We start from the raw sequence: 22,287 nt of genomic DNA, 5'->3' as shown, positions 1-22,287 counted from the left end.
GCTGGCTCCTCAGTCGCGATAGCTGGTGTCGATGCGGTTGAGCTTGCGCAGCAGCGCCGGCCAGACGAAGTCGCCGCCCTGGCCGCCGGTCTGCTTGTCGACCACCTCGGCCACGCCGTCGATGATCTGCGGATCGACCTGCACCAGCTGGCCGCCGGCCTGGGCCGCCAGCTGGATCTGGCAGGTGGTCTCGAAGGTGTACATGTTGAGGAAGGCGTCGGCGACGCTGCGGCCGACGGTGAGCAGGCCGTGGTTGCGCAGCATGAAGAACAGCTTGTTGCCCAGGTCCGCCTGCAGGCGCGGCTTCTCGTCGTCGCGCAGGGCCACGCCCTCGTAGTCGTGGTAGGCCAGCGAGGAGAGCACGAAGGTGGACTGCTGGCTGATCGGCAGCACGCCGCATTCCTGGGCGCTGACCGCGACGCCGGCGCGGGTGTGGGTGTGCAGCACGCACTGGATGTCGTGGCGCGCGGCATGGATGGCGCTATGGATGACGAAGCCGGCGCGGTTGGCGTCGTAGGGGCTGTCGATCACCTTGTTGCCGTCCTGGTCGATCTTCACCAGGTTGGAGGCGGTGATCTCGTCGAACAGCAGCCCGTAGGGGTTGATCAGGAAGTGATGCTCGGGGCCGGGGACGCGGGCGCTGATGTGGGTGAAGACCAGGTCGGTCCAGCCGAACAGGGCGACCAGCCGGTAGCACGCGGCGAGGTTGACGCGCAGTTGCCATTCTTCGTCGCTCACCTGGTCGCGGACATGGGGGAGGGCGAGTTCGTGGGCCATGGGGCATTCCTTCTTGTAGGTGTTGTGGTGGAGCGCCCGAGGCTAAGGCGTGGCGGGGGCCGGCGACTGTCCTGAATTTGACGTCCGTCACGCCGGCGCCCGCTCCGCCGTCGCGGCCGTTTGGGGGAGGCCGCCGATGCGCCTTGTGCTGGTTCGCCCGTCGGCCGAATAATGGCGGCAACGTCCCGGATTCCATGGAGCCTTCAGGCGTGACCTTCCCCTCGATGTTGTCGGAGTCGCACCTCGCCGTGCTGCTGGCCAGCCCCTGGTTCGGCGGCCTGCCGGAGCAGGTTCGCGACGACATGCTGGCCCGCGCCGGCGTGCGCGCGCTGAACACCGGCCAGCAGCTGTTCCGCTGCGGCGAGCCGCCGGATGGCCTGTACATCGTGCTGCAGGGCATCATCCGCCTGAGCAACACCACCCGCGATGGCCAGGAGGCGGTGCTGAACTTCTACGAGCCGGGCACCTGGCTGGGCGAGGTGTCGATGCTCGACCACAGCAACCGCCTGCACGACGCCCATGCCCACGTGCCCTCCCAGGTGCTGCATATCAGCCCGCTGGCGCTGGGCGAGCTGTGCGATCGGCACCCGGCGCTGGTGCGCATGCTGCTGGACCTGGAGGTGTCGCGCCTGCGCGCCATGCTGGTGGCCTTCTCCGCGTTTTCCACGCAGTCGCTGGAGCAGCGCCTGGCCGGGCGCCTGCTGGGGCTGAGCGAATCCTTCGGGGCGAAGGAGGCCGAAGGGGTGAGCCTGGACCTGCGGCTGTCCCAGGAGTCCATGGCGCAGCTCATCGGCGCCACCCGCCAGCGCGTCAACCAGGTGCTCAAGCAGTGGGAGCAGCAGGGCCTGATCCGCCAGCGCTACGGCCAGCTCCTGCTGCTGCGCCCGGACGCCCTGCAGACGCTGGCCCAGGAGCGGCCGGACCGCTAGCCCAGCGAACCTAGGTGCCCGCCGCCGGCTGGCCCGCGGCCTGCAGTTCGGCGCGCCGGTCGTGGGCGCGCTCGATCAGGTAGGCGCGGATCTGCTCCACCTGCTCCGGCGCCAGCCGCCCGGCGAACGGCGGCATGCCCCGGCCGGCCCGCGCGCCGGCGACGATGCTCTGGAAGTCCTCGTGCGTCTGCGCCGTCATGTAGCGCAGGTCGGGGATCACGTTCGCGCTGAAGGCGCCCAGGCCGTGGCACACCCCGCAGTGCTGGCGGAACAGCTGGTCGCCGGCCGCCACCGTGGCCGCGTCGGCGCTCAGCGGCGGCGGCTCGGGCAGTACGATGGCGCGCCGCCGGACCGCGGGCATGGGCGCGCTGCCGCCGAGCCTGAAGGTGAACACCCGGGCGTCGGGCACGCCGCGGGTGCGCTCGGACAGGGCGCCGAAGGTGATCGGGTAGGCGCCGCCCCAGCCGCTGCTGAAGGTCACGTACTGCTCGCCGTCCACGCTGTAGGTGATGGGCGCGGCCACCACACCGCTGCTCACCTCGCGCTGCCACAGCAGCTTGCCACTGTCGGCCGCGTAGGCCAGCAGGCGGCCATCGTGGGTGCCCTGGAACACCAGGTTGCCGGCGGTGGCCAAGGTGCCGCCGTTGGCGATCTGCGCGTAGGGCACCGACCAGAGCTCTTTCTGCCGCACGGGGTCCCAGGCCTGCAGCTTGCCGGTATAGATCTGCGCGAATTCGTCGATGCTCTTGCTGTCCCGGGGCATCGGCGGGATTTCCATCCCGGTGTTCCACTGGCCCTTGGCGGGCGTATCCAGCTTCGCCTTCGGCTGGTGGATGTCGGCCGTCGATTGCGTGGGGATGTAGACCAGGCCGGTCTTCGGGCTGTAGCTCATCGGGTGCCAGTTGTGCCCGCCCTGGGAGCCGGGGAACACCAGCCTGGCCTCTCCCTTGCTCCAGTAGTCGGCCGCCTCCGGGTCGATGAGCGGCCGGCCGCTGTCCAGGTCCACGCCCTTGGCCCAGTTGACCTTGGGGGCGTACTGGGCGGCCGAGAGCAGCTTGCCCGTCGCCGCGTCCAGCACGTAGAAGAAGCCGTTCTTCGGCGCCTGCATCACCACCTTGCGCGGCTTGCCGTCGATGGCCAGGGTGGCGACGATGATGTGCTGCGTGGCGGTGTAGTCCCAGGCGTCGCCCGGCGTGGTCTGGTAGTGCCAGACGTACTGCCCGGTGTCGGGGCGGACCGCGACGATGGAGGAGAGGAACAGGTTGTCGCCCTTGCCCTGCGAGCGCTGGCCGTAGTTCCAGAAGGCGCCGTTGCCGACGCCGAGGTAGAGCAGGTCGAGTTCGGCGTCGTAGGCCATCGAGTCCCACACGGTGCCACCGCCGCCCTGTTTCCAGTACTGGTCGCCGAACCAGGTCTTGCGGATCATGCCGATGGTGTCGCTCTCGTCGCCCTTTGCCGGATCGCCCGGCACGGTGAAGAAGCGCCAGGCCTGCTTGCCGGTCTCGGCGTCGTAGGCGGTGACGTAGCCGCGCACGCCGAACTCGCTGCCGCCGTTGCCGATCACCACCTTGCCCTTGATGATGCGCGGGGCGCCGGTGATGGTGTAGTTGCGCGCGTGGTCGAGCACGGTGTCCACCGACCACAGGCGCTGCCCGCTGTGCGCGTCCAGCGCCTCCAGCCGGCCGTCGTACACGCCCACGTAGACCTTGCCGTTCCACACCGCCACGCCGCGGTTGGCCGCGTCGCAGCAGCCCGAGCCCTGGATGCCGCGGTAGACCCCGGGGTCGTACTTCCACAGCAGTTCGCCGGTGCGCGCGTCCAGCGCGTGGACGATGCTGTAGGCGCTGGTGGTGTACATCACGCCGTCCACCACCAGGGGCGTGGCCTCGACCACGCGGTCCAGCCCGAAGCCATAGTTCCAGGCCAGGCCGAGCTGCCCCACGTTCCCCTCGTTGACCTGCTCCAGCGGCGAATAGCGTTGTTCGCCGTAGGTGCGGCCGGTGCTCATCCAGTTGCCGGGCTCGCTGTCGGCGGCATTCAGGCGCTGGGCGTCGACCGCCGCCGGGCCGCCGGCCCAGGCCAGCGGAGCCGCGAGCAGCAGCGCCGCCCCGGTATTCCAAGGTGCTTTCATGGTTCGTTCCCTCATGGCGCCGCCAGCGGCGGCTCGTTTCGGGCGAGGCTCGGTGTGCAGGACGGTGCCCCGGCGGCAGGCCGCCGCCGGGGCCGGCCGTCAGGCGTGACGCGCAGTGCCGGTCACGGTTCGAGCCCCAGCGCAGCCGCCACCTGCGGGTAGGCCACCGTGTCGATCAGCTGGCGCGTGGCGGCGCCGTAGGGTGGCGTGATCAGCTCGAAGCTGCCGCCGGCGCGGCGCTCGTAGAAACCGCGCGGGTTGGAGAACTCGCGGAAGCCTTCCTCGCCGTGGTGCCGGCCCATGCCGCTGGCGCCCACCCCGCCGAAGCCCATGGCGGCCAGCGCGCCCTGCATCACGGCGATGTTGAAGCACACGCCGCCCGAGCGGGTGCGCGTGGCGATCGCCTGGCGCAGCGCCGGGTCGTCGCTGAAGAGGTAGATGCCCAGCGGCGTGTCGCCCTGGTTGATGCGCGTGACGAGGTCGTCGGTGTCCTTGTAGGTCTGGATCGGCAGGATCGGGCCGAAGATTTCCTCGCGCACCACCTGGGCGTCGTCGCGCGGGTTGACCACGATGTGGAAGGGCATGTCGCGGGCGCCGGCATCCATCTCGCGGCCGATGCGGATCACCTGCTCGCTCTTGCCCTGGGCGTCCTCCAGCAGGCGTTGCAGGCGCTCGACGTGGCGCTGGTTGATGATGCCGCTGGCGCTGCTGGCGCCGTTGTCGTGGCCGAAGCTGTGCTGCATCACTTCGCTCAGGGCCTTCACGAAGTCCTGCAGGCCGTCCTCGGGCACCAGCAGGTGGTCGACGGTGATGCACAGCTGGCCGCGCTTGATGGCCTTGATGCCGGCGATGGCCGCCAGCGTCTGCGCGTCGCCGAGCTTGTCGCGGCCGACGATGGTGGGGTTGCGCCCGCCCAGTTCGAGGGTGACCGGCACCAGGTTCTCGGCGCAGCGCTTCATGATCTCGCGGCCCACCGCCGTGCCGCCGGTGAACAGCAGGTGGTCCCAGGGCAGCGTGGCGCAGTGCCGGGCCAGCTCCAGGTCGCCGTTGACCACCGCGACCTCGTCCTCGGCGAAGTAGGCCGCGAACATTTCCTGCAGCAGGGCGCCGCTGTGGGGCGTCAGGTCCGAGGGCTTGAGGATCACCCGGTTGCCGGCGCCGAGCATGTCGATGAGCGGGCCGACGCCGACGTCGAAGGGGAAGTTCCACGCCGCCATGTTGCACACCACGCCCTTGGGGCTGTACTGCACGTAGGCCCGCGACTCGCCCTGGGTGGCCGGGTCGACCGGCTTGGCGATGGGCTTCATCCACTGCTGGACGTGGGCGCAGTCGAAGCGCACGCGCTCGACCATCGGCAGGATTTCGGTGAGGTCCGCCGCCGCGCCCGGATGGCTGCCGAAGTCTGCCGCCAGCGCTTCGTGGATCCTGGCGCGGTAGCTGTACATCATCGGCACGATGCGCGACATGCGCTCGATGCGCGTCTCGGCGCTGGGGAACATGTCCTGGGCGAAAGCCGCCTTCTGCAACGCGAACAGGCGCTCCAGGCGCTGGATGGGGGTTTGCGTGGTCATGAAAGGTCTCCGGTGGGTAGCCGCGCGTCCCGTCCCGGATGGAGCGGGCCGTGCGGGAGGGCGCTGGCCCCCGGCCAGGGGCACGGGGGCAGCAAGATGCTCGGGCCGACGGCGTCGATGTCGGTGTGGCCGCAGAAGGCCATGCTCAGGCTCAGTTCGTTGTGGATGATCTCCAGCGCGCGGCTCACGCCGGCCTCGCCGAGGGCCCCCAGGCCGTAGACGAAGGCGCGCCCCAGCAGGCAGCCGCGCGCGCCCAGGGCGCGGGCGCGGAGCACGTCCTGGCCGCTGCGGATGCCGCCGTCCATCCAGACTTCGGTCTGCGCGCCGACCGCCTCGACTATCGGCGGCAGCGCGCGGATGCTCGACTGGGTGCCGTCGAGCTGGCGCCCGCCGTGGTTGCTGACCACGATGGCGTCGGCGCCGCGGGCCACGGCGTTGCGCGCGTCGTCCACGTCCTGGATGCCCTTGAGCAGCAGCGGGCCGTCCCACCAGCGGCGGATTTCGGCGACGTCGGCCCAGTTCAGCGACGGGTCCAGCTCGCCGCCGCGCCAGCGCGCCATGTCGGCCATGCTGTCGATGCCGGGCGCGTGGCCGACCACGTTGCCGAACGCCCGTCGCGGCGTGCCGGCCATGCCCAGCGCCCAGCGCGGGTGCCTGGCCACGTCGAGCAACTGGCGCAGGTTCATGCGCGAGGGGTCGGTCAGGCCGTTCTTCAGGTCCTTGTGGCGCTGGCCCACCAGCGACAGGTCGAGGGTCAGCACCAGCGCCGTGCAGCCGGCCGCCCTGGCGCGCTCGACCAGGCGCCGGGCGAAGGCGCGGTCGCGCATCACGTAGAGCTGGAACCAGAAGCCGGGGCCGGCGTGCTCGGCCACGTCCTCGATGGAGCAGATGCTCATGGTGGACAGCGTGAAGGGCACGCCGAAGCTCCGCGCCGCGCGCGCCGCGAGGATTTCGCCGTCGGCATGCTGCATGCCCAGCGCGCCCACCGGGGCGAGCGCCAGCGGCATGGAGGCGCGCTGGCCGAGCAGGGTGGTGGCGGTGCTGCGCCGGTCGATGTCGATGGCCACGCGCTGGCGCAGCAGCAACTGCTGCAGGTCGGCCTGGTTGGCGCGGTAGGTGCTCTCGGTCCAGGAGCCCGAGTCGGCGTAGTCGTAGAACATCCGCGGCACGCGGCGCTGGGCCAGGGCACGCAGGTCCTCGATGCAGGTGATGCAGGTCATGGCGCGCCGCCGTCGAGCAGCTTGCCCGGGTTGAGGATGCCGGCGGGGTCCAGCGCGCGCTTGATCGCGCCCATCAGCGCGCGTTCCTGCGGGCTGCGGGTGATCGACAGCCAGGGCTTCTTCTCCAGCCCGATGCCGTGCTCGGCCGACACCGAACCGCCGCGCGCGCGCAGTTCCGCGTAGACCAGCGCCTCGATGCGCGGCTTGAACCGTTCGAGGTCGGCGTGGGGCAGGGTGACGACCACGTGCAGGTTGCCGTCGCCCAGGTGGCCGAACACGTAGAGCCAGTGCGCCTTGGCTTCCGCGAGCAACAGTCGCTGCACCTGGCGCACGTAGCCGTCCATCTCGGCGATCGGCAGGGAGATGTCGAAGCCCAGCGGCATGCCGTGCCGCATCACCTGTTCCACGTCGTCGCGCAGGGCCCAGAAGGCCTGCGCGTCGGCGTCGGAGCGGGCGAGCACCGCGTCGCTCAGCAGCCCTTGCTCCAGGGCCGCTTCGAGCGCGGCCTCGAAGCGCTGGCCGTCGGCTTCGCGCTGGCTGCCCTGGGCCTCGACCAGCACGTAGAAGGGGTGCTCCTGGCCCAGCGGCGGCAGGCTCCTGGCCGGCGGCGTGGTCACCAGGCGGTAGAAGGACTGCCACATCACCTCGAAGGACGACAGCGAGCCGCCCAGCGCGCGGTCCATGTGGCGCAGCAGCCCGGCCACGGCATCGAAGCCCGGCGCCGCCAGCAGCGCGGTGTGGCTGGCCAGCGGCTTCTCGCGCAGGCGCAGCACCAGGCGGGTGATCACCCCCAGGGTGCCTTCGCTGCCGATGAACAGCTGCTTGAGGTCGTAGCCGGTGTTGTTCTTGATCAGCGGACGCAGGGACGACACCACGGTGCCGTCGGCCAGCACGGCCTCAAGCCCCAGCACCATGTCGCGGGTCATGCCGTAGCGCAGCACGCGGGTGCCGCCGGCGTTGGTGGCGGCGGTGCCGCCCAGGGTGGCGCTGCCGCGCGCGCCCAGGTCCAGCGGGTAGACCAGGCCCTGGGCCTCCACGGCTTCCTGCAGGGCCTGCAGGGTGACGCCGGCCTGCACGGTGGCGGTGCGCTGTTGCGGGTCGATGGCCTCGATGGCGCGCATGCGCTCCAGCGACAGGATGATCTCGCCGGGCCCGGCATCGGCGCCGCGCACCAGGCCGGTCAGGCCGCCCTGGGGTACTACCGGCAACTGCCGTTGGTGGCACCAGCGCAGCACGGCGGCGACTTCCCCGGTGCTGGCCGGGCGCACCAGCGCCCGCGCCCGCAGATGGTCGGCGCGGAAGGCGCCGGCCGAACGGCTGGCGAGGTCGGCCGCGCAGAGCACGCCGTTGTCGCCGACGATGGCGCGCAGCGCCTCGACTATGGGGTCCATATGCGATCGTCTCCTAGCGGGGAGCGGCGGGCGCTCGGGCGGTGTCGTGCAGCGAGGCCTTGAGCTGCGCGCGTTCCTTTTCCACCTGCTCGACATGGCGCTGGCGCACGTGGCCATAGCCGCGGATCTTCTCCGGCAGCGAGGCCAGGGCGACGGCGGTGTCGAGGTTGCCGGCGTCGAGGCTGGCGATCAGGCCGTCGACCTCGCGCTCGTACTCGGCCAGCAGGCGCAATGCGAGCCGGCGTTCGGCGCTGTTGCGGAAGGGGTCGAGGAGGGTGCCGCGCAGGCCCTTGCAGTGCTTGAGCAGGCCGAAGGCCTTGAGCAGCCAGGGCCCGACTTCCTGCTTGTACGGCTTGCCGTGCTGGTCCAGGCCGCCGAAGGGCCAGGCGCCGACGTTGAAGTGGACCTTGTAGTCGCCCTCGAACACGGCATCGAGTTCTTGCCTGAAGGTGGCGGAAGCGTAGAGGCGGGCAACCTCGAACGCGTCCTTGATCGCCAGCAGCTTGAAGTAGTAGCGCGCCACCGCCGTGCTGAAGCGCTCACCCAGGTTCAGCCCGCGCTCGGCCGCCATGGCGCGGTCCACCAGGGCCTTGTAGCGCCGGGCATAGGCCTTGTCCTGGTACTCGGCCAGGTAGGCCATGGAGCGCTGGATGATGGCGTCGAGGGACATGTCGAGGCGTGGCGCGGGCACGACCGGCTTGCCGGCGCAGGCGGCCTGTTCCACCGCCTGCAGATCGACCGCCGCGCGGCGGCCCCAGAGGAAGCTCGCCTTGTTGAAATCGACCTGCACGGCGTTGAGTTCCAGCGCGCGCATGATGGCCGCGTGGGACAGCGGCACGCTGCCCAGCTGCCAGGCCGCGCCGAGCATGAACATGTTGGCGGCGATGCTGTCGCCCATCAGCTGCGCGGCGATGCGCAGGCCCTCCATGGCCAGCAGCTGGCCGTCGCCGCAGCGCTGGCGGATGCGTTCGACCAGCGCGCCGGCATCCATCTTCCAGTCGGGGTTGCGCGCGAAGTCGCTGGTGGGCACCAGGTCGCTCGCCACTATCACCCGGGTGCGGCCGGGGCGCACGCGCGTCAGCGCCTCGTCGCCAGCGGTCACCACCAGATCGCAGCCCACTATGGTGTCGGCTTCGGCCGTGGCTATGCGCGTGGCATGCAGGCGCTGCGCATCGGCGGCGATGCGCACGTGGGACATCACGGCGCCGTATTTCTGCGCAAGGCCCGTGACGTCCAGCACCGAGACCGCCAGCCCCTCGATGTGCGCGGCCATGCCGAGCACCTGGCCGATGGTGACCACGCCGGTGCCGCCGACGCCGGTGATCAGCAGCGAGAACTCGCCGGCGAGCGCCGGCAGCGCCGGTTCCGCGATGGCCGGAAAGTCCGCCGCGCCCACGCCCGCGGTGCGCGTCTTGCGCAGCTTGCCGCCGTGCACGGTGACGAAGCTCGGGCAGAAGCCCTCGACGCAGGAGTAGTCCTTGTTGCACGAGCTCTGGTTGATCTTGCGCTTGCGCCCGAAGGGGGTTTCCAGCGGTTCGATGGACAGGCAGTTGGAGGCCCTGGAGCAGTCGCCGCAGCCCTCGCAGACGGCCGCGTTGATGAAGCTGCGCTTGGCCGGATCGGCCCACTTGCCGCGCTTGCGCAGGCGCCGGCGCTCGGTGGCGCAGGGTTGGTCGTAGACGATCACCGACACCCCTTCGATCTCGCGGCAGCGCAGCATCACCGCATCCAGCTCGGCGCGGTGCAGCAGCGGCACGCCGGCCGGCAGGCTGCCGGCGGGGTGCTTGGCCAGGTCGTCGGTCAGCACGAAGATGTGCCGGACGCCCTCGGCCATCAGCTCGCTGACCACCTGCGGCACCGTCAGCTCGCCGTCGATGGGCTGGCCGCCGGTCATGGAGACGAAGCCGTTGAACAGCACCTTGTAGGTCATGTTGGCCTTGGCCGCGATGGCCTGGCGGATGGCCAGGAAGCCGGAATGGAAGTAGGTGCCGTCGCCGATGTTGACGAATACGTGCTTCTCCCCGGTGAAGCGGTGCTGGCCCAGCCAGTGCATGCCTTCGCCGCCCATCTGGGTGAACATCGGCGGCGTCTTGATCGGGTCGTGCAGCACGGCCATGGCGTGGCAGCCGATGCCGACCATGGCCCGCGAGCCGTCGGGCACCTGGGTCGAGCGGTTGTGCGGGCAGCCCGAGCAGAAACCGGGGTTGCGGTTGGGCGAGGCCGGGTCGGGCAGTTTGTTGGTGGCCGGCGGCAGGGCCATGGCGGGCAGCTCGGGGTGCAGCTTGCGCAGTTGCCCGTGGATGGCGTGCATGATCTGCGTCGGCGACAGCTCGCCCCAGCCCTGCAGCACCGCCTCGCCATGCTCGGGCGCGAAGGCCTGGGCCGCCGCGTACTTGCCGGCCACCCGCGGGTGGTTGGGCAGCGCCAGGTCGTAGAGGATGCCCTTGACCTGGTCTTCGAGGATGCCGCGCTTTTCCTCGACCACCAGGATGGCGTCCAGCCCGTCGGCGAATTCGCCGACGAACTGCGGGTCCAGCGGCCAGATCAGCCCGGCCTTGCCGATGCGCAGGCCCAGCTCGCGCTGGCGCGTCTCGTCCAGGCCCATCCCGGCCAGGGCCTGCAGCACGTCCTGGTACGACTTGCCGGCCGACAGCACGCCGAGCCGGGCGCCGGGCACTTCCTGCAGCAGATGGTTGAGCCGGTTGGCGCGGGCATAGGCCACGGCCGCCGGCAGCCGGTGGTTGACCAGGCGTTCCTCGCCCATCAGCGGGATATCGAAGGTGCGGATGTTCAGGCCCTGCGGGCCGAGGTGCGGGGCAACCTGCAATTCGGGCAGGACGATGCGCGGCGAGTCGGGGCCGACGCGCACCGAGCCGCCGCCCTCGACCACGTCGTTGTGCACCTTGAAGCCCACGGCGCAGCCGCTGAAGCGGCTCATGGCGAAGCCGTGCAGGCCCAGGTCGAGCAGTTCCTGGGTGTTCGACGGGTAGAGGATCGGCAGGCCGGCGGCGATGAAGATCGGGTCGGAGAAGTTGATGACCGAGGAGGACTTGACGCCGTGGTCGTCGCCGGCGATGGCCAGCACGCCACCGTGCCTGTGGGTGCCGGCGCTGCCCAGGTGGCGCATGGCGTCGGCGCTGCGGTCGGTGCCCGGGCCCTTGCCGTACCAGATGCCGAACACGCCGTCCACGTTGGCGCCGGGCAGCAGGCCTGCGTACTGCGAGCCCCACACCGCGGTGAGCGCTAGGTCCTCGTTGACCCCCGGCATGAAGTGGATGTTGTTGGCCTCCAGGCGCGCCTGCTGGGCCCACAGCTCCATGTCGTAGCGGCCCAGCGGCGAGCCGCGGTAGCCGGAGATGAAGCCGCCGGTGTCCAGGCCCGCGGCCTGGTCGCGCCAGCGCTGCTGCAACGGCAGGCGCGACAGGGCCTGGGTGCCGGTGAGGTAGATCCAGCCGTCGCGGATTTCGAACTTGTCGTCGAGGCTGACGCCCTGGTGAGGCAGAGGGGCATTCATCACGGTGTCTCCTGCTTATTCTTGTTCTGGCGCCTTGTGCGCGGTACAAGCGGCGGGGCGGGCAGGGCGTGCCCGCCGGGCGGCTCGTGGCGCCACGACGATCGTTGGAAAAATAGTGCGGCGCGATACCGCGGGAGACTGTTAGGTATTTGCAATGCGAGGACGCTGTAGGAGTACTCATGACTACCCCTTCCGAGGTATCGGCAAGCCACCTGCGGACGCTGCTGGGCAACCCCTCGTTCGCCCTGCTGCCGGCGGAGGTGCGCGACGATGTCCTTGCCCACGGCCGGCAACGCCGGCTGGCGGCCGGGCAGCGGTTGTTCCGCCGCGGCGACAGGGCCGATGGGCTGTACATAGTGCTGGAGGGCTCGCTGCGCCTGAGCGGCACTTCCCGGGACGGCCTGGAGGCGGTGCTGAACTTCTACGAGCCGGGCTGCTGGGTCGGCCTGGTGTCGCTGCTCGATGGCCTGCCGCGCATCCACGATGCCCAGGCGGCCATGCCGTCCCTGGTGCTGCAGCTCACCCCGGCGGACGTCGAAGGCCTGATCGGCCGCCATCCCGCCTTCTCGCGCTTCCTGCTGCACCTGCAGAGTTCGCTGCTGCGCGCGCTGCTGGTGGGTTTCGAGGCCTTTTCCACCCAGACGCTGGAGCAGCGCCTGGCCAGCCGCCTGCTGGCGCTGGCCGCGGCCTTCGGCTCGGCCAACGCCGGGGGCGGGCTGGCCATCGAGCTGCGCCTGTCCCAGGAAACCCTGGCGCTGCTATTGGGCAGCACCCGCCAGCGGGTCAGCCAGTTGCTGAAGCAGTGGGGCCAGGACGGCATGATCGCGCAGAAGTACGGCAGCGTCGTGCTGCTCGACCAGGGCCGGCTGGAGGAACTGGCCCGGGTGTGAGGCTTCAGTCTTCCTGGCATTCCTGCCAGCGCTTGCGCGCGCGCAGGTAGGCGGCGGTGTCGGCGTAGCCGAGGCGGGTGGCGATGCGTTCGCGGTCCAGGCCCTGCAGCTCCAGGTACTGCTCCAGCTCCGTGCGCACCGCGGCCAGCACCTGACGGTAGCCCAGGTCCTGCTCCAGCAGGCGCCGGCGCAGGGTGCGCGGGGTCATGTGCAGCGCCGCCGCGGCGCTCTCCAGGCTGGGCGCGGCGCCGCTTTCCAGCTCGCCGCGGATGTGCTGCGCCACCCGCGCGGCGGCCCCGCTGAACTGCTGCAGGCGCGCCAGGCGCTGTTCCAGGCCGCTGACGATCAGCTCCACCAGCACCGGGTGGTGGCCGCGCATCGGCTCTTCCAGCAGGCTCCTGTCGAAGACCAGGCGGCTGCGTTCGCAGCCGAACTGCAGGTTCGGGCCGAACAATTCCCGGTACTCGGCGTGGTAGGGCGGCCGCGAATAGGCGAACTCGGCGCGCAGCGGCAGCACTGAGTGCACGCAGCCTTCGCGCAGCTGCGTCATGGTCATCACCAGGGCATGTTCGCTGTAGTGCCGACGCAGCCGCTCCGAGGCCTCTATCTGCACCTCCAGTGCCACTTCGCCAGCGGCTTCGACGACGCGCAGGCGATCGAGGTCCGAGCCCAGGCGGGCGAAGCGCTGCCAGTGCTGCAGGGCCTCGCCGACGTTGGCGCAGCACAGGGTGAGGGGCACCAGCACGAAGCGCTCCCTGGGCAGGAAGTGGCTGAACAGGTGCAGGCCGATGGCCGGGTCGATGCGCGCCGCGCGTTGCCACAGGCGTTCCAGCTGCGTCCGGTCGAATTCCTCGGCTTCGCTGTGCTCGCTGAGAAAGCGCGCCAGCACCCGGCCCATGGCGCCGCGGTGCCGCGGCTGGACCGGCGTGGCCACTTTGGTTCGGTTTTTGTCCCTTTCTGGCATGTTCGCCAGCGTCCTCTTGCCGTTTCATGTGGCCGTTCGAGCGTGCTGTCCCGCCTTGCCTGTTGGCGGCCAGCCACGCCCCGCCGTTGATGATAAACCGAGAATAAGAAACATGACCCGCAAATACCTGCCACGCCGCGCCGCGACCCTGGCCGCGCGCCTGCTGTTTCTCGTTCTGCCCGTGCTGGGCGGCGCCGCCCAGGCGGCGGACAAGCCCAACATCGTGGTGATCTTCGGCGACGACGTCGGCATGTGGAACCTCAGCGCCTACAGCCATGGCGCCATGGGCTACCGCACGCCGAACATCGACAGCATCGCCAAGGGCGGCGCCATCTTCAGCGACCACTACGCGCAGCCCAGCTGCACCGCCGGGCGCGCCGCCTTCATCACCGGCCAGCTGCCGATCCGCTCGGGCATGACCACCGTCAGCCAGCCGGGCGGGCCGCTGGGCCTCAAGCCGCAGACCGTGACCCTGGCCGAGGTGCTCAAGACCCAGGGCTACACCAGCGGCCAGTTCGGCAAGAACCACCTGGGCGACCGCAACGAGCACCTGCCGACGGTGCACGGCTTCGACGAGTTCTTCGGCAACCTCTACCACCTCAACACCGAGGAAGAGCCGGAGGACGTCGACTACCCGAGCGACCCCGGCTTCAAGAAGCGCTACGGCCCGCGCGGCGTGCTGCACTGCTACGCCACCGACAGCGAGACGTCCGGCGAGGACCCGCGCTTCGGCAAATGGGGCAGGCAGCGCTGCGAGGACACCGGCGCGCTGACGCGCAAGCGCATGGAAACCGTCGACCAGGAACTGATCCAGGCCTCGTTCAAGTTCATGGACAAGGCCGTGGCGCAGAAGAAGCCGTTCTTCGCCTGGATCAACACCACGCGCATGCACGTCTTCACCCACACGCCGAACCAGTACCTGGAGCGCTGCAAGCAGTTCACCAGCGGCGAGGACGAACACTGCGCCGGCATGCTGCAGCATGACGAGGACGTCGGCACGGTGCTGAAGAAGCTCGACGACCTGGGCATCACCGACAACACCATCGTCATCTACTCCACCGACAACGGCCCGGAGCACGAGACCTACCCGTTCGGCGGCACCAGCCCGTACCGCAGCACCAAGATGACCACCTGGGAAGGCGGCGTGCGCGTGCCGATGATGGTGCGCTGGCCGGGGCACATCCCGGCGGGCGAGGAGCTCAACGGCATCCAGTCCCACGAGGACCTGTTCACCACCCTGGCGGCCGCCGCCGGCATGCCCGACGTGCGCGAGCGCCTGGCCAAGGGCGACGACCTGGGCACCGGCGTGGTGAAGAAGAACTATATCGACGGCCTCGACAACCTGGCCTATTGGGAAGGCAAGACCGACCAGTCGGCGCGCCACGAGATCTTCTACTACGCCGAGAGCCGCCTGCAGGCCGTGCGCCTGGACCAGTGGAAGGCGCACTTCTATACCCGCGACGGCTACTACGGCAGCACCACCACGCTGGAGATGCCCTGGCTGTTCAACATCCGCCAGGACCCCTTCGAGAGCTACGACCAGGCGCCCGGCCCGCGCGCCAACCTGCTGCAGAAGAAGACCTACCTGTTCAACCGCATGACCGACGCCATAGTCGCGCACCTGAAGACCTTCAGGGACTTCCCGCCGGCGCAGAAGGGCGTGTCGCTGAGCTTCGACCAGCTCAAGGAACAGATCACCAAACAGGCCGAGAAATGATTCCCCGGCGGCCGCCCGACGGCCGCCAGGTTTACCCCCGCGCGCCCGTCGCGCGCAGAACAACAAGACCGGAGTTTTACCCCCGATGAGCCAGCTCAGCCCCGCCGCCATGCAAGTCTTCGCCGCCATGCAGAACGCCCCCGTGGTGTCCCGCGACCACGCCCGCGAGGCGATCCTGCTGCTGGAGGACGACCTGCCCTGGGTCGCCCTGCCCGACGGTTCCACCATCCAGCTGCTGCACGTGGACCTGAACCAGAACCTGTGGATCAACCGCACCCGCATGAAGCCGGGCTTCGGCGTCGACACCCACTACCACACCGGCCCGGTGTTCGCCGTCACCCTGCAGGGCGAGTGGTTCTACCGCGAATACCCGGACAAGGTGAACAAGGCCGGTTCCTACCTCTACGAGCCGGCGCATTCGCTGCACACCCTGTGCGTGGCCGAGGACGCCACGGAGATCGCCGACGTCTGGTTCGCCATCTTCGGCAGCAACGTCGACATCGACGAGAAGGGCGACGTCATCCGCATCCTCGACGCCAAGACCGCGCTGGCCGTCTACCGCGCGCTGTGCGCGGCCGAAGGCAAGAGCTGCGACAAGCTGATCGTGCTCGGTGAGTGAGATGAGCCGCTTGCAGAGCGCATTCGTCACCGGCGCCGGCGGCTTCATCGGCCGTCACCTGGTGCGCCAGTTGCTGGCCGAGCAGGTGGCCGTGGTCGCCCTGATGATGCCCGGCGAAGCCGTGCCGGCGGAGTGGGGCGATAACGTCCGGGTGGTGGTCGGCGACGTGCGCCGGCTGCTCGAACTGCGCGAGCGGATCGGCCCGGTGGACGCCATCTTCCACCTGGCCGCGGTGGTCAGCGACTGGGGCAGCACCCAGTCCCACGTGGAAGTGACCGTCAAGGGCACCGAGCAGGCCATCGAACTGGCCCTGGGCTGGGGCGCGCACTTCGTGGTGACCACCAGCGTCTGCGCCTTCGCCAGCGCCCTGGCCAAGGGCCGGCTGAGCGAGGACAGCCCGGTCGGCGTGCCGTCGTCGGCCTACGAGTTCTGCAAGCAGGAACAGGAGCGCGTCACCCGCGAGGGCGTGGCGCGCGGGCTCAAGGGCACCATCGTGCGGCCGGCCAACGTCTTCGGCGTGGGCAGCATGCCCTGGGTGAACTCGCTGGTGCAGGTGCTGCGCGAAGGCGCGCCCTGCCTGCTGGGTTCCGGCGACTGGGATGCCGGGCTGGTGCACGTGAACAACCTGGTGGCGCTGCTGATCGCTGCCGCGCGCTCGGCGTTCGTGCATGGCGAGGTGTTCATCGCCGCCGACGGCTTCGGCGTGACCTGGAAGACCTACCTGGAGGCCCTGGCCCAGGCCGCGCAGACGCCGCCGCCGAAAAGCCTGCCGAACTGGCTGGCGCGCTTCATGGCCAGCGCCCTGGAGTGGTGGGGGCACCTGCGCAAGCAGACGCAGCGCCCGCACCTGACGCGGCAGACCTTCCGCCTGATGGGCGGGCCCAACGAGTTCGCCATCGACAAGGCCCGGCGCCTGCTCGACTACCGGCCGCCGGTGAGCTTCGAGGCGGCCATGGCGGAGCTGGCCGAGCATTTCCGTACACAACGCCAGGCGTCGGCAGGCGCCGCAAGTGCAACAGCAGGACTGGGGAGCCAGGCATGAGTCAGTGGATCCACGGCGCGCCGCGCGTCGCCTTCATTTCCGGCGCCGGCAGCGGCATCGGCCTGCAGGTCGCCAAGGCCCTGGTGGGCGAGGGCGCCAGCGTGGCGCTGTTCGACCTGCGGGTGGACGAGGGCGTGCTCGCCGAGCTGCGCGCCCTGTGCCGGCAGCCGCAGCAGAAGGTCGAGGCCTTCATCGTCGACATCACCAAGGCCGCCGAGGTGGACGCGGCGGTGGACGCCGCCGCCACCAAAATGGGCGCGCCGGACTTCGCCTTCAATTCCGCCGGCATCCTGCGCACCGCGCTGTTCACCGAGCTGCCGGCGGAAACCTTCGAGCTGGTGGTGCGCATCAACCTGATCGGCAGCCGCAACTTCGCCGCCGGCGCGCTGCGCTACATGCAGCGGGGCAGCCACCTGGTGCTGGTGGCCTCGCTGTCGGGAATCATGGGCGGCTACACCCAGGCCGCCTACTGCGCCTCCAAGTTCGGCGTGGTGGGCCTGGCCGAGGTCCTGCGCCTGGAGCAGAAGCCGCGCGGCATCGACGTCTCCGTGGTGTGCCCCGGCGAGATCGCCACGCCGCTGCTGACCTACGAGCGCCAGCACGGCAGCAAGGTCACCGAGGCGCTCAACGCCACCGCCGGGGTGCTGACGGTGGAGGAAGCCGTGGCCGGCATCCTCGCCGGGCTGCGCAAGCGCGAATTCATGATCACCCCGGGCCTGCGCGCCCGGCTGTTGCGGGGCATGGCGCGCAAGACCAGCTCGCTGCTGCGCTGGCTCACCGACCAGACCCTCGCCAAGGCGCTGCAGGCCGAGCGCCGCTGAGCCGCGCCGGCCGCGGCTGGGGCCGTGGCCGGCGACCCGTCCGTCATTTCCAGGGGAGCCACCCATGTCGCGTAGAACTCTGATGATGCCGCTGTTGCTGGCCCTGGCCCTGCAGGGCCAGGCGGCCGAGTCCGTCACCACGGAACCGGTGGGCGGGCAACCCGCCGCGGGGGAAAAGCCCTCGGTGAGCGACTTCGACTACCAGGTGAAGTACCAGCGCGCCTTCGAGGCGGTGCTCTGGTCGCTGCCCAGGGTGCAGACCCAGGGCGGGCGGGAGGCCACCCTCGGCGGGCTCGGCATCAAGGACAACGACATAGTCGCCATGTCCGGCACGGCCACGCCCAAGTTCGAGACCTGGACCGCCAACAGCTCCACGCCCTACGTCTTCGCCTATTCCGACCTCAAGCGCGAGCCGGTGGTGCTGGAGGTGCCGCCGGCCGGCCCGGACGGCAGCCTCTACGGCCAGGTGGTGGACGCCTGGCAGCGGACCATCGCCGACATCGGCCCCTCCGGCATCGACGCCGGCCGCGGCGACAAGCTGCTGCTCACCGGCCCGGACTTCAAGGGCACGGTGCCGGCCGGCTACCGCCAGGTGGTGTCGCCGACGCGGCGGATCGTCTTCGCCTTCCGCTCGGTGCGCGCGCCGGGCAAGAGCGCGGCGGACGCCTACGCCTATGCCAAGCGCTTGAAGATGTACTACCTGTCGCAGGCGGCCAAGCCGCCGCAGCAGCGTTTCGCCGACCCCGTGAAACAGCGCTATTCGTCCCTGCTGCCGCAGGACGAGCGCTACTTCCAGCTGCTCCACGACACCGTCACCTACGAGCCGGTGCAGCCCGAGGACAAGCACATGCTCGGCCTGCTGGCCTCGCTGGGCATCGAGCAGGGCAAGCCCTACCAGCCGGACGAGAAGACCCGCCGGGCCATGCGCCAGGCCGTGGTGGACGTCTGGTACTACCTGCAGCAGCGCTTCGACCAGCTGCCCCGGGACTATTACTACTGGGCCGACCGCCAGTACGTGCCGCTGCTGCTGCCGGACGCCAACCGCGGCTTCGGCTTCGACTACCCCGGGCGCCTCGACGTGGACGGCCGCGCCCTGGCGTTCTTCTGGTGCACCCTGGTGCCGCGGCAGGTGCCCGAGCGGCCGGCGGCCTACTACCTGATGGCCATGGCCGACAGCCAGGGCCGCCCGCTGGAGGCGGGCGCCAGCTACAGGCTGGTGGTGCCGGCCGACATGCCGGTGAAGCAGTTCTGGTCGCTGACCGTCTACGACCGCGCCACCATGGCCTTCATCTACACCCGGCAGAACCGCACCACGCTGGACTCCTACGGCCTGGACAAGATGAAGAAGAACGCCGACGGCAGCGTCACCCTCTACGTCGGCCCGCAGGCGCCCAAGGGCCTGGAGTCCAACTGGATTCCCACCGGCGGCAAGCGGCCGTTGCCGGCCCTGCGCTTCTACGGCGGCACCGACGCGCTGTTCGACAAGCAGTTCAAGATGCCCGACTTCGAGCGACTCGACGAACCGGCCGCCGCGGCCGCGCCCAGCGCCACGCCCATCGGCCTGGCGATGGGCAGCCACCTGCTGCCATGACGGATGCCTGGCATGCGCTGTAAATCCACCCTGCTGGCCGGCTGCCTGCTGTTCGGCGCCGGCCAGGGCTGGGCGGTGGAGAACGGCGCCGGCTTCTACCTGCTCGGTTCCCGCGGCCCCATGGCCGGGGTGCTGCCGCCGCCGGGGCTGTACCTGCAGAACGACCTCTACCGCTACGACGGCAGCGCCGGGGCGAGCCGGGACTTCCCCCTCAACGGCAAGGTGGTGGCCGGCATCCAGGTCGAAACCTGGCTGGCGATGCCGACGCTGCTCTGGTCCACGCCCGCGCAACTGCTCGGCGGCAACCTGGGGCTGTCCTGGAGCCAGCCCCTGGGCGGGCCCGGCCTCGACGTCGATGCCGAGCTGACCGGGCCCCAGGGCGGGCGCTTCGCCAGCGACGTGCACGCCTCCAACTACACCTACGGCGACCCGGTGCTGGCGGCCTTCCTCGGCTGGCACCGCGGCAACTTCCACTGGCAGGGCGGGCTGGCGCTGAACGTGCCGGCCGGCGACTACGACGACCAGGCCCTGGCCAACATCGCCTTCCACCACTGGGGCGCCGACCCCTTCGCCGCGCTGACCTGGTTCGACCCGGCCATCGGCCTGGACCTGTCCGTCGCCGCCGGTGTCACCATCAACGCCGCCAACCCCGCCACCGACTACCGCAGCGGCAACGAGGCGCACCTGGAGTGGGCCGCCGAGCAGCACTTCGGCCCGCGCTTCTCCGCCGGCCTGGTCGGCTACCACTACCGCCAGCTGACCGGCGACGGCGGCCGCGGCGCCAGCCTCGGGCCCTTCCGGGGGCGCGCCCGGGCCCTGGGCGCGACCCTGGCCTGGAACTTCCCCGGCGCGCGGCCCTGGTCGCTGCGCCTGAAGGCCTACAAGGAGCAGGGCGCCTACAACCGCCTGGAGGGCCACGCGGCCTACCTGACGCTTTCCGTGCCCCTGTCTTCGTTCTGACGCGCAGACGGGGGCCGCACCAGTTCCAACCCAGAGCAAGGAGTTCATGATGAAAGCCACACGCACGATGCTGTCCGCGCTGAGCGTGGCCGTCGCCCTGGTCGCCGGCCACTGCCTGGCCGCGCCGAGCTATGCCGATCCGCAGGTCAGCCTGGTGATGACGCCGCAGAAGGTCGCCCAGGCCCAGGAGATCGACGCCTACAACCTGGGGGTGATGGCCTACACCTGGGGCTACCCGCTGGTGCGCCTGGAGCGGATCCTGCGCGAGTACATCGATGTGCCGGCGAACAAGCCGCCGACCAGCTACCGCGGGCCGCTGAACCAGATCGGCTGGGCCACGGCGCTGTCCACCCCGGCGGACAAGGACATGCCCACCGCCAACAACGACACCCTGTACATGAGCGCGGTGGTCAAGCTGGACGAGCCCTACGTGCTGAGCGTGCCGGACACCGCCGACCGCTACTACGTGATCAACGTCTTCGACATGTACCACGACCTGGAGCACTACATCGGCCGTCGCGCCACCGGCACCCAGGCCGGGCGCTTCGCCCTGGTGCCGCCGCTCTGGAAGGGCACCCTGCCCGAAGGCGTCAAGGCGCTGCCGGTGAGCACCGACAAGGTCTGGCTGTGGGGCCGCGTGCACATCCGCCAGGGCGAGGACCTGGCGCCGGTGCTGGCGCTGCAGAAACAGTTCGACCTGCGCCCGCTGAGCCAGCTGGGCAAGGCCGGCTACGTGCCGGCGAAGCAAAGCCTGCCGGCGCTGCCGTCGATCGATGGCGACGAACTGGGCTTCTTCACCCACCTGGGCTACGCCATGCAGCACAACCGCATGAAGACCGTGGACCAGGCGCTGGTGGGGCAACTGGCGCGCATCGGCCTCACCCCCGAGCACGGCTTCGACCGCAGCAAGCTGACCGCCGAGCAACTGCGCGGGCTCAAGCGCGCCCTGGCCGACGGCCCGCTGGTGGCCGGCAAGGCCACCATGACCTCCACCGTGCTGCGCAATGGCTGGAACGTGGCCCTGGTCAAGGAGTTCGGCTACGACTACCCGGGCCGCTCGGTCATGGCCGGCGCCTACCTGGGCGGCAACCTGGCGGAGGAGGCGGTCTACCCGATCCGCTTCACCGACGAGCAGGGCAAGCCGCTCAACGGCGAGAACCCGTACCGCCTGACCTTCGCCAAGGCGCCGCCGGTGGGGGCGTTCTGGTCGCTGACGATCTACAACGCCGGCGACAAGATGCTGGTGGACAACCCCATCGGCCGCTACAAGGTCGGCTCGGACACCCCGGGCCTGCAGGTCGCCGCGGACGGCTCGATCAGCATTCCAATCCAGCACGCCCAGCCGGCCGGTGCAGGCAAGGCCAACTGGCTGCCGGCGCCCAAGGGCGACTTCTACCTGCTGCTGCGCCTGTACCAGCCGGCCGCCAGCATCCTCGATGGCAGCTACGCGCTGCCGCAGGTGACCCGCGCCCGCTAGCGGCGCGGCGGATCGCGGACGGAGTCCGCTCCTACAGAGAGGAATGCCGTGCTTCACGGCGACCTGTGTAGGAGCGGGCCCTGCCCGCGATTTCGCGCGCAGGGCGCGCTCCTACATGGGAATGGCGCGGGTGGGGCGGCGTAGGAGCGGATCTCATCCGCGAATCGCGCCGGATCGTCCGGCTATCGCGGACAAGGTCCGCTCCTACGGGGGGAGGAATGCCGGGCTTCACGGCGACCTGTAGGCGCGGGCCCTGCCCGTGATATCGCGCGCAGGGCGCGTTCCTACATGGGAATGGCGCGGGTGGGGCGGCGTAGGTGCGACTGTCCTGCGCCCCGCACCGAGATGCGGCGGATAACCGCGAACGGTTATACGCCCTACGAACTCGCCGGCTGACGCTGAACTATCCGACCACTCCGAACGGCCCCCTCTCCCGCTTGCGGGAGAGGGCTGGGGAGAGGGTGTTCTTCCACGAGTCTTTTCGTAGGAGCGAGCTTGCTCGCGAACAAACTCCGCTGCGGGGCTCGTTCGCGAGCAAGCTCGCTCCTACAGGGAGGAATGCCGGGCTTCACGGCGACCTGTGTAGGAGCGGGCCCTGCCCGCGATTTCGCGCGCAGGGCGCGCTCCTACATGGGAATGGCGTGGGTGGGGCGGCGTAGGTGCGACTGTCCTG

At 70.2% G+C, this 22,287-nt stretch carries 16 protein-coding genes; 9 read left to right on the top strand and 7 right to left on the bottom strand.

The features are described 5' to 3' along the window. Positions 1 to 9: 9 nt before the first annotated feature. Positions 10 to 777 (bottom strand): class II aldolase/adducin family protein, encoded by a 768-nt coding sequence (locus tag ACTWJ5_RS17760; RefSeq protein WP_058070924.1) that lies wholly within the window; start codon positions 775 to 777, stop codon positions 10 to 12. A gap of 209 nt (positions 778 to 986) precedes the next feature. On the opposite strand from ACTWJ5_RS17760, the gene ACTWJ5_RS17755 reads away from it, so the two are divergent. After that, positions 987 to 1,706 carry a Crp/Fnr family transcriptional regulator gene (locus ACTWJ5_RS17755; RefSeq protein ID WP_081884662.1) on the top strand — a complete coding sequence of 240 codons (720 nt, stop codon included), beginning with the start codon at positions 987 to 989 and terminating at the stop codon, positions 1,704 to 1,706. A gap of 10 nt (positions 1,707 to 1,716) precedes the next feature. Here ACTWJ5_RS17755 and ACTWJ5_RS17750 read toward each other — a convergent pair whose 3' ends face one another. The 5 genes from ACTWJ5_RS17750 to ACTWJ5_RS17730 form a co-directional block, all read right to left on the bottom strand. After that, positions 1,717 to 3,837: a PQQ-dependent dehydrogenase, methanol/ethanol family gene (locus ACTWJ5_RS17750; protein WP_444436219.1), complete on the bottom strand. Its 2,121-nt coding sequence runs from the start codon at positions 3,835 to 3,837 to the stop codon at positions 1,717 to 1,719. Between the two features lie 122 nt (positions 3,838 to 3,959). After that, positions 3,960 to 5,408: an aldehyde dehydrogenase family protein gene (locus tag ACTWJ5_RS17745; RefSeq protein WP_116423389.1), complete on the bottom strand. Its 1,449-nt coding sequence runs from the start codon at positions 5,406 to 5,408 to the stop codon at positions 3,960 to 3,962. Next, positions 5,405 to 6,628, bottom strand: a complete 1,224-nt coding sequence (locus ACTWJ5_RS17740) for an alpha-hydroxy acid oxidase (protein WP_444436218.1) — start codon at positions 6,626 to 6,628, stop codon at positions 5,405 to 5,407. Before ACTWJ5_RS17740 ends, ACTWJ5_RS17745 begins: the two co-directional genes overlap by 4 nt. After that, complete coding sequence (locus ACTWJ5_RS17735) at positions 6,625 to 8,019, bottom strand: FAD-binding oxidoreductase (RefSeq protein ID WP_116423391.1); 1,395 nt, start codon at positions 8,017 to 8,019, stop codon at positions 6,625 to 6,627. The genes ACTWJ5_RS17740 and ACTWJ5_RS17735 overlap by 4 nt, the downstream gene beginning before the upstream one ends. A 13-nt stretch (positions 8,020 to 8,032) precedes the next feature. After that, the gene (locus ACTWJ5_RS17730) at positions 8,033 to 11,533 is read right to left on the bottom strand and encodes an indolepyruvate ferredoxin oxidoreductase family protein (protein ID WP_444436217.1); all 3,501 of its coding nucleotides are present in this window, start codon (positions 11,531 to 11,533) and stop codon (positions 8,033 to 8,035) included. A 179-nt stretch (positions 11,534 to 11,712) separates the two neighbouring features. Here ACTWJ5_RS17730 and ACTWJ5_RS17725 point away from each other — a divergent pair, with 179 nt between their 5' ends. After that, the gene (locus ACTWJ5_RS17725; RefSeq protein WP_249916784.1) at positions 11,713 to 12,423 is read left to right on the top strand and encodes a Crp/Fnr family transcriptional regulator; all 711 of its coding nucleotides are present in this window, start codon (positions 11,713 to 11,715) and stop codon (positions 12,421 to 12,423) included. Positions 12,424 to 12,427: 4 nt separating this feature from the next. Here ACTWJ5_RS17725 and ACTWJ5_RS17720 read toward each other — a convergent pair whose 3' ends face one another. Beyond that, on the bottom strand, positions 12,428 to 13,357 hold the full coding sequence (locus tag ACTWJ5_RS17720; protein ID WP_249916783.1) for an AraC family transcriptional regulator ligand-binding domain-containing protein: 930 nt from the start codon (positions 13,355 to 13,357) through the stop codon (positions 12,428 to 12,430). 142 nt (positions 13,358 to 13,499) lie between these two features. Between ACTWJ5_RS17720 and ACTWJ5_RS17715 the strand changes: the two genes are divergently transcribed. From ACTWJ5_RS17715 to ACTWJ5_RS17685, 7 genes are all read left to right on the top strand, one after another. Beyond that, positions 13,500 to 15,104, top strand: coding sequence for an arylsulfatase (locus ACTWJ5_RS17715; RefSeq protein WP_444436216.1), 1,605 nt, complete (start codon positions 13,500 to 13,502; stop codon positions 15,102 to 15,104). Positions 15,105 to 15,189: 85 nt separating this feature from the next. Continuing rightward, positions 15,190 to 15,723 carry a 2,4'-dihydroxyacetophenone dioxygenase family protein gene (locus ACTWJ5_RS17710; RefSeq protein ID WP_051879015.1) on the top strand — a complete coding sequence of 178 codons (534 nt, stop codon included), beginning with the start codon at positions 15,190 to 15,192 and terminating at the stop codon, positions 15,721 to 15,723. A gap of 1 nt (position 15,724) precedes the next feature. After that, entirely contained in the window at positions 15,725 to 16,765 is a 1,041-nt protein-coding gene (locus tag ACTWJ5_RS17705) for an NAD-dependent epimerase/dehydratase family protein (protein WP_051879013.1), read from the top strand. Further along, entirely contained in the window at positions 16,762 to 17,586 is an 825-nt protein-coding gene (locus ACTWJ5_RS17700; RefSeq protein ID WP_074979367.1) for an SDR family NAD(P)-dependent oxidoreductase, read from the top strand. Before ACTWJ5_RS17705 ends, ACTWJ5_RS17700 begins: the two co-directional genes overlap by 4 nt. Positions 17,587 to 17,650: 64 nt before the next feature. Then, on the top strand, positions 17,651 to 19,177 hold the full coding sequence (locus ACTWJ5_RS17695) for a DUF1254 domain-containing protein (protein ID WP_135499929.1): 1,527 nt from the start codon (positions 17,651 to 17,653) through the stop codon (positions 19,175 to 19,177). Positions 19,178 to 19,189: 12 nt separating this feature from the next. Further along, entirely contained in the window at positions 19,190 to 20,137 is a 948-nt protein-coding gene (locus ACTWJ5_RS17690) for a SphA family protein (RefSeq protein WP_197886880.1), read from the top strand. A gap of 49 nt (positions 20,138 to 20,186) precedes the next feature. Then, positions 20,187 to 21,614: a DUF1254 domain-containing protein gene (locus ACTWJ5_RS17685; RefSeq protein WP_444436215.1), complete on the top strand. Its 1,428-nt coding sequence runs from the start codon at positions 20,187 to 20,189 to the stop codon at positions 21,612 to 21,614. The last annotated feature ends 673 nt before the right edge of the window (positions 21,615 to 22,287 follow it).

It is taken from the genome of Pseudomonas sp. A6 (genome assembly GCF_052367875.1).
GTDB lineage: Bacteria > Pseudomonadota > Gammaproteobacteria > Pseudomonadales > Pseudomonadaceae > Pseudomonas > Pseudomonas citronellolis.
The sequence above is the reverse complement of the archived record's forward strand: the minus strand, read 5'-3'. Positions and strand labels throughout refer to the sequence as shown.

Coding starts and splice junctions, on each gene's coding strand:
- ACTWJ5_RS17760 (WP_058070924.1), bottom strand. CDS start 777: ATGGCCCACGAACTCGCCCTCCCCCATGTCCGCGACCAGGTGAGCGAC.
- ACTWJ5_RS17750 (WP_444436219.1), bottom strand. CDS start 3,837: ATGAAAGCACCTTGGAATACCGGGGCGGCGCTGCTGCTCGCGGCTCCG.
- ACTWJ5_RS17745 (WP_116423389.1), bottom strand. CDS start 5,408: ATGACCACGCAAACCCCCATCCAGCGCCTGGAGCGCCTGTTCGCGTTG.
- ACTWJ5_RS17740 (WP_444436218.1), bottom strand. CDS start 6,628: ATGACCTGCATCACCTGCATCGAGGACCTGCGTGCCCTGGCCCAGCGC.
- ACTWJ5_RS17735 (WP_116423391.1), bottom strand. CDS start 8,019: ATGGACCCCATAGTCGAGGCGCTGCGCGCCATCGTCGGCGACAACGGC.
- ACTWJ5_RS17730 (WP_444436217.1), bottom strand. CDS start 11,533: ATGAATGCCCCTCTGCCTCACCAGGGCGTCAGCCTCGACGACAAGTTC.
- ACTWJ5_RS17725 (WP_249916784.1), top strand. CDS start 11,713: ATGACTACCCCTTCCGAGGTATCGGCAAGCCACCTGCGGACGCTGCTG.
- ACTWJ5_RS17715 (WP_444436216.1), top strand. CDS start 13,500: ATGACCCGCAAATACCTGCCACGCCGCGCCGCGACCCTGGCCGCGCGC.
- ACTWJ5_RS17710 (WP_051879015.1), top strand. CDS start 15,190: ATGAGCCAGCTCAGCCCCGCCGCCATGCAAGTCTTCGCCGCCATGCAG.
- ACTWJ5_RS17705 (WP_051879013.1), top strand. CDS start 15,725: ATGAGCCGCTTGCAGAGCGCATTCGTCACCGGCGCCGGCGGCTTCATC.
- ACTWJ5_RS17700 (WP_074979367.1), top strand. CDS start 16,762: ATGAGTCAGTGGATCCACGGCGCGCCGCGCGTCGCCTTCATTTCCGGC.
- ACTWJ5_RS17695 (WP_135499929.1), top strand. CDS start 17,651: ATGTCGCGTAGAACTCTGATGATGCCGCTGTTGCTGGCCCTGGCCCTG.
- ACTWJ5_RS17690 (WP_197886880.1), top strand. CDS start 19,190: ATGCGCTGTAAATCCACCCTGCTGGCCGGCTGCCTGCTGTTCGGCGCC.
- ACTWJ5_RS17685 (WP_444436215.1), top strand. CDS start 20,187: ATGAAAGCCACACGCACGATGCTGTCCGCGCTGAGCGTGGCCGTCGCC.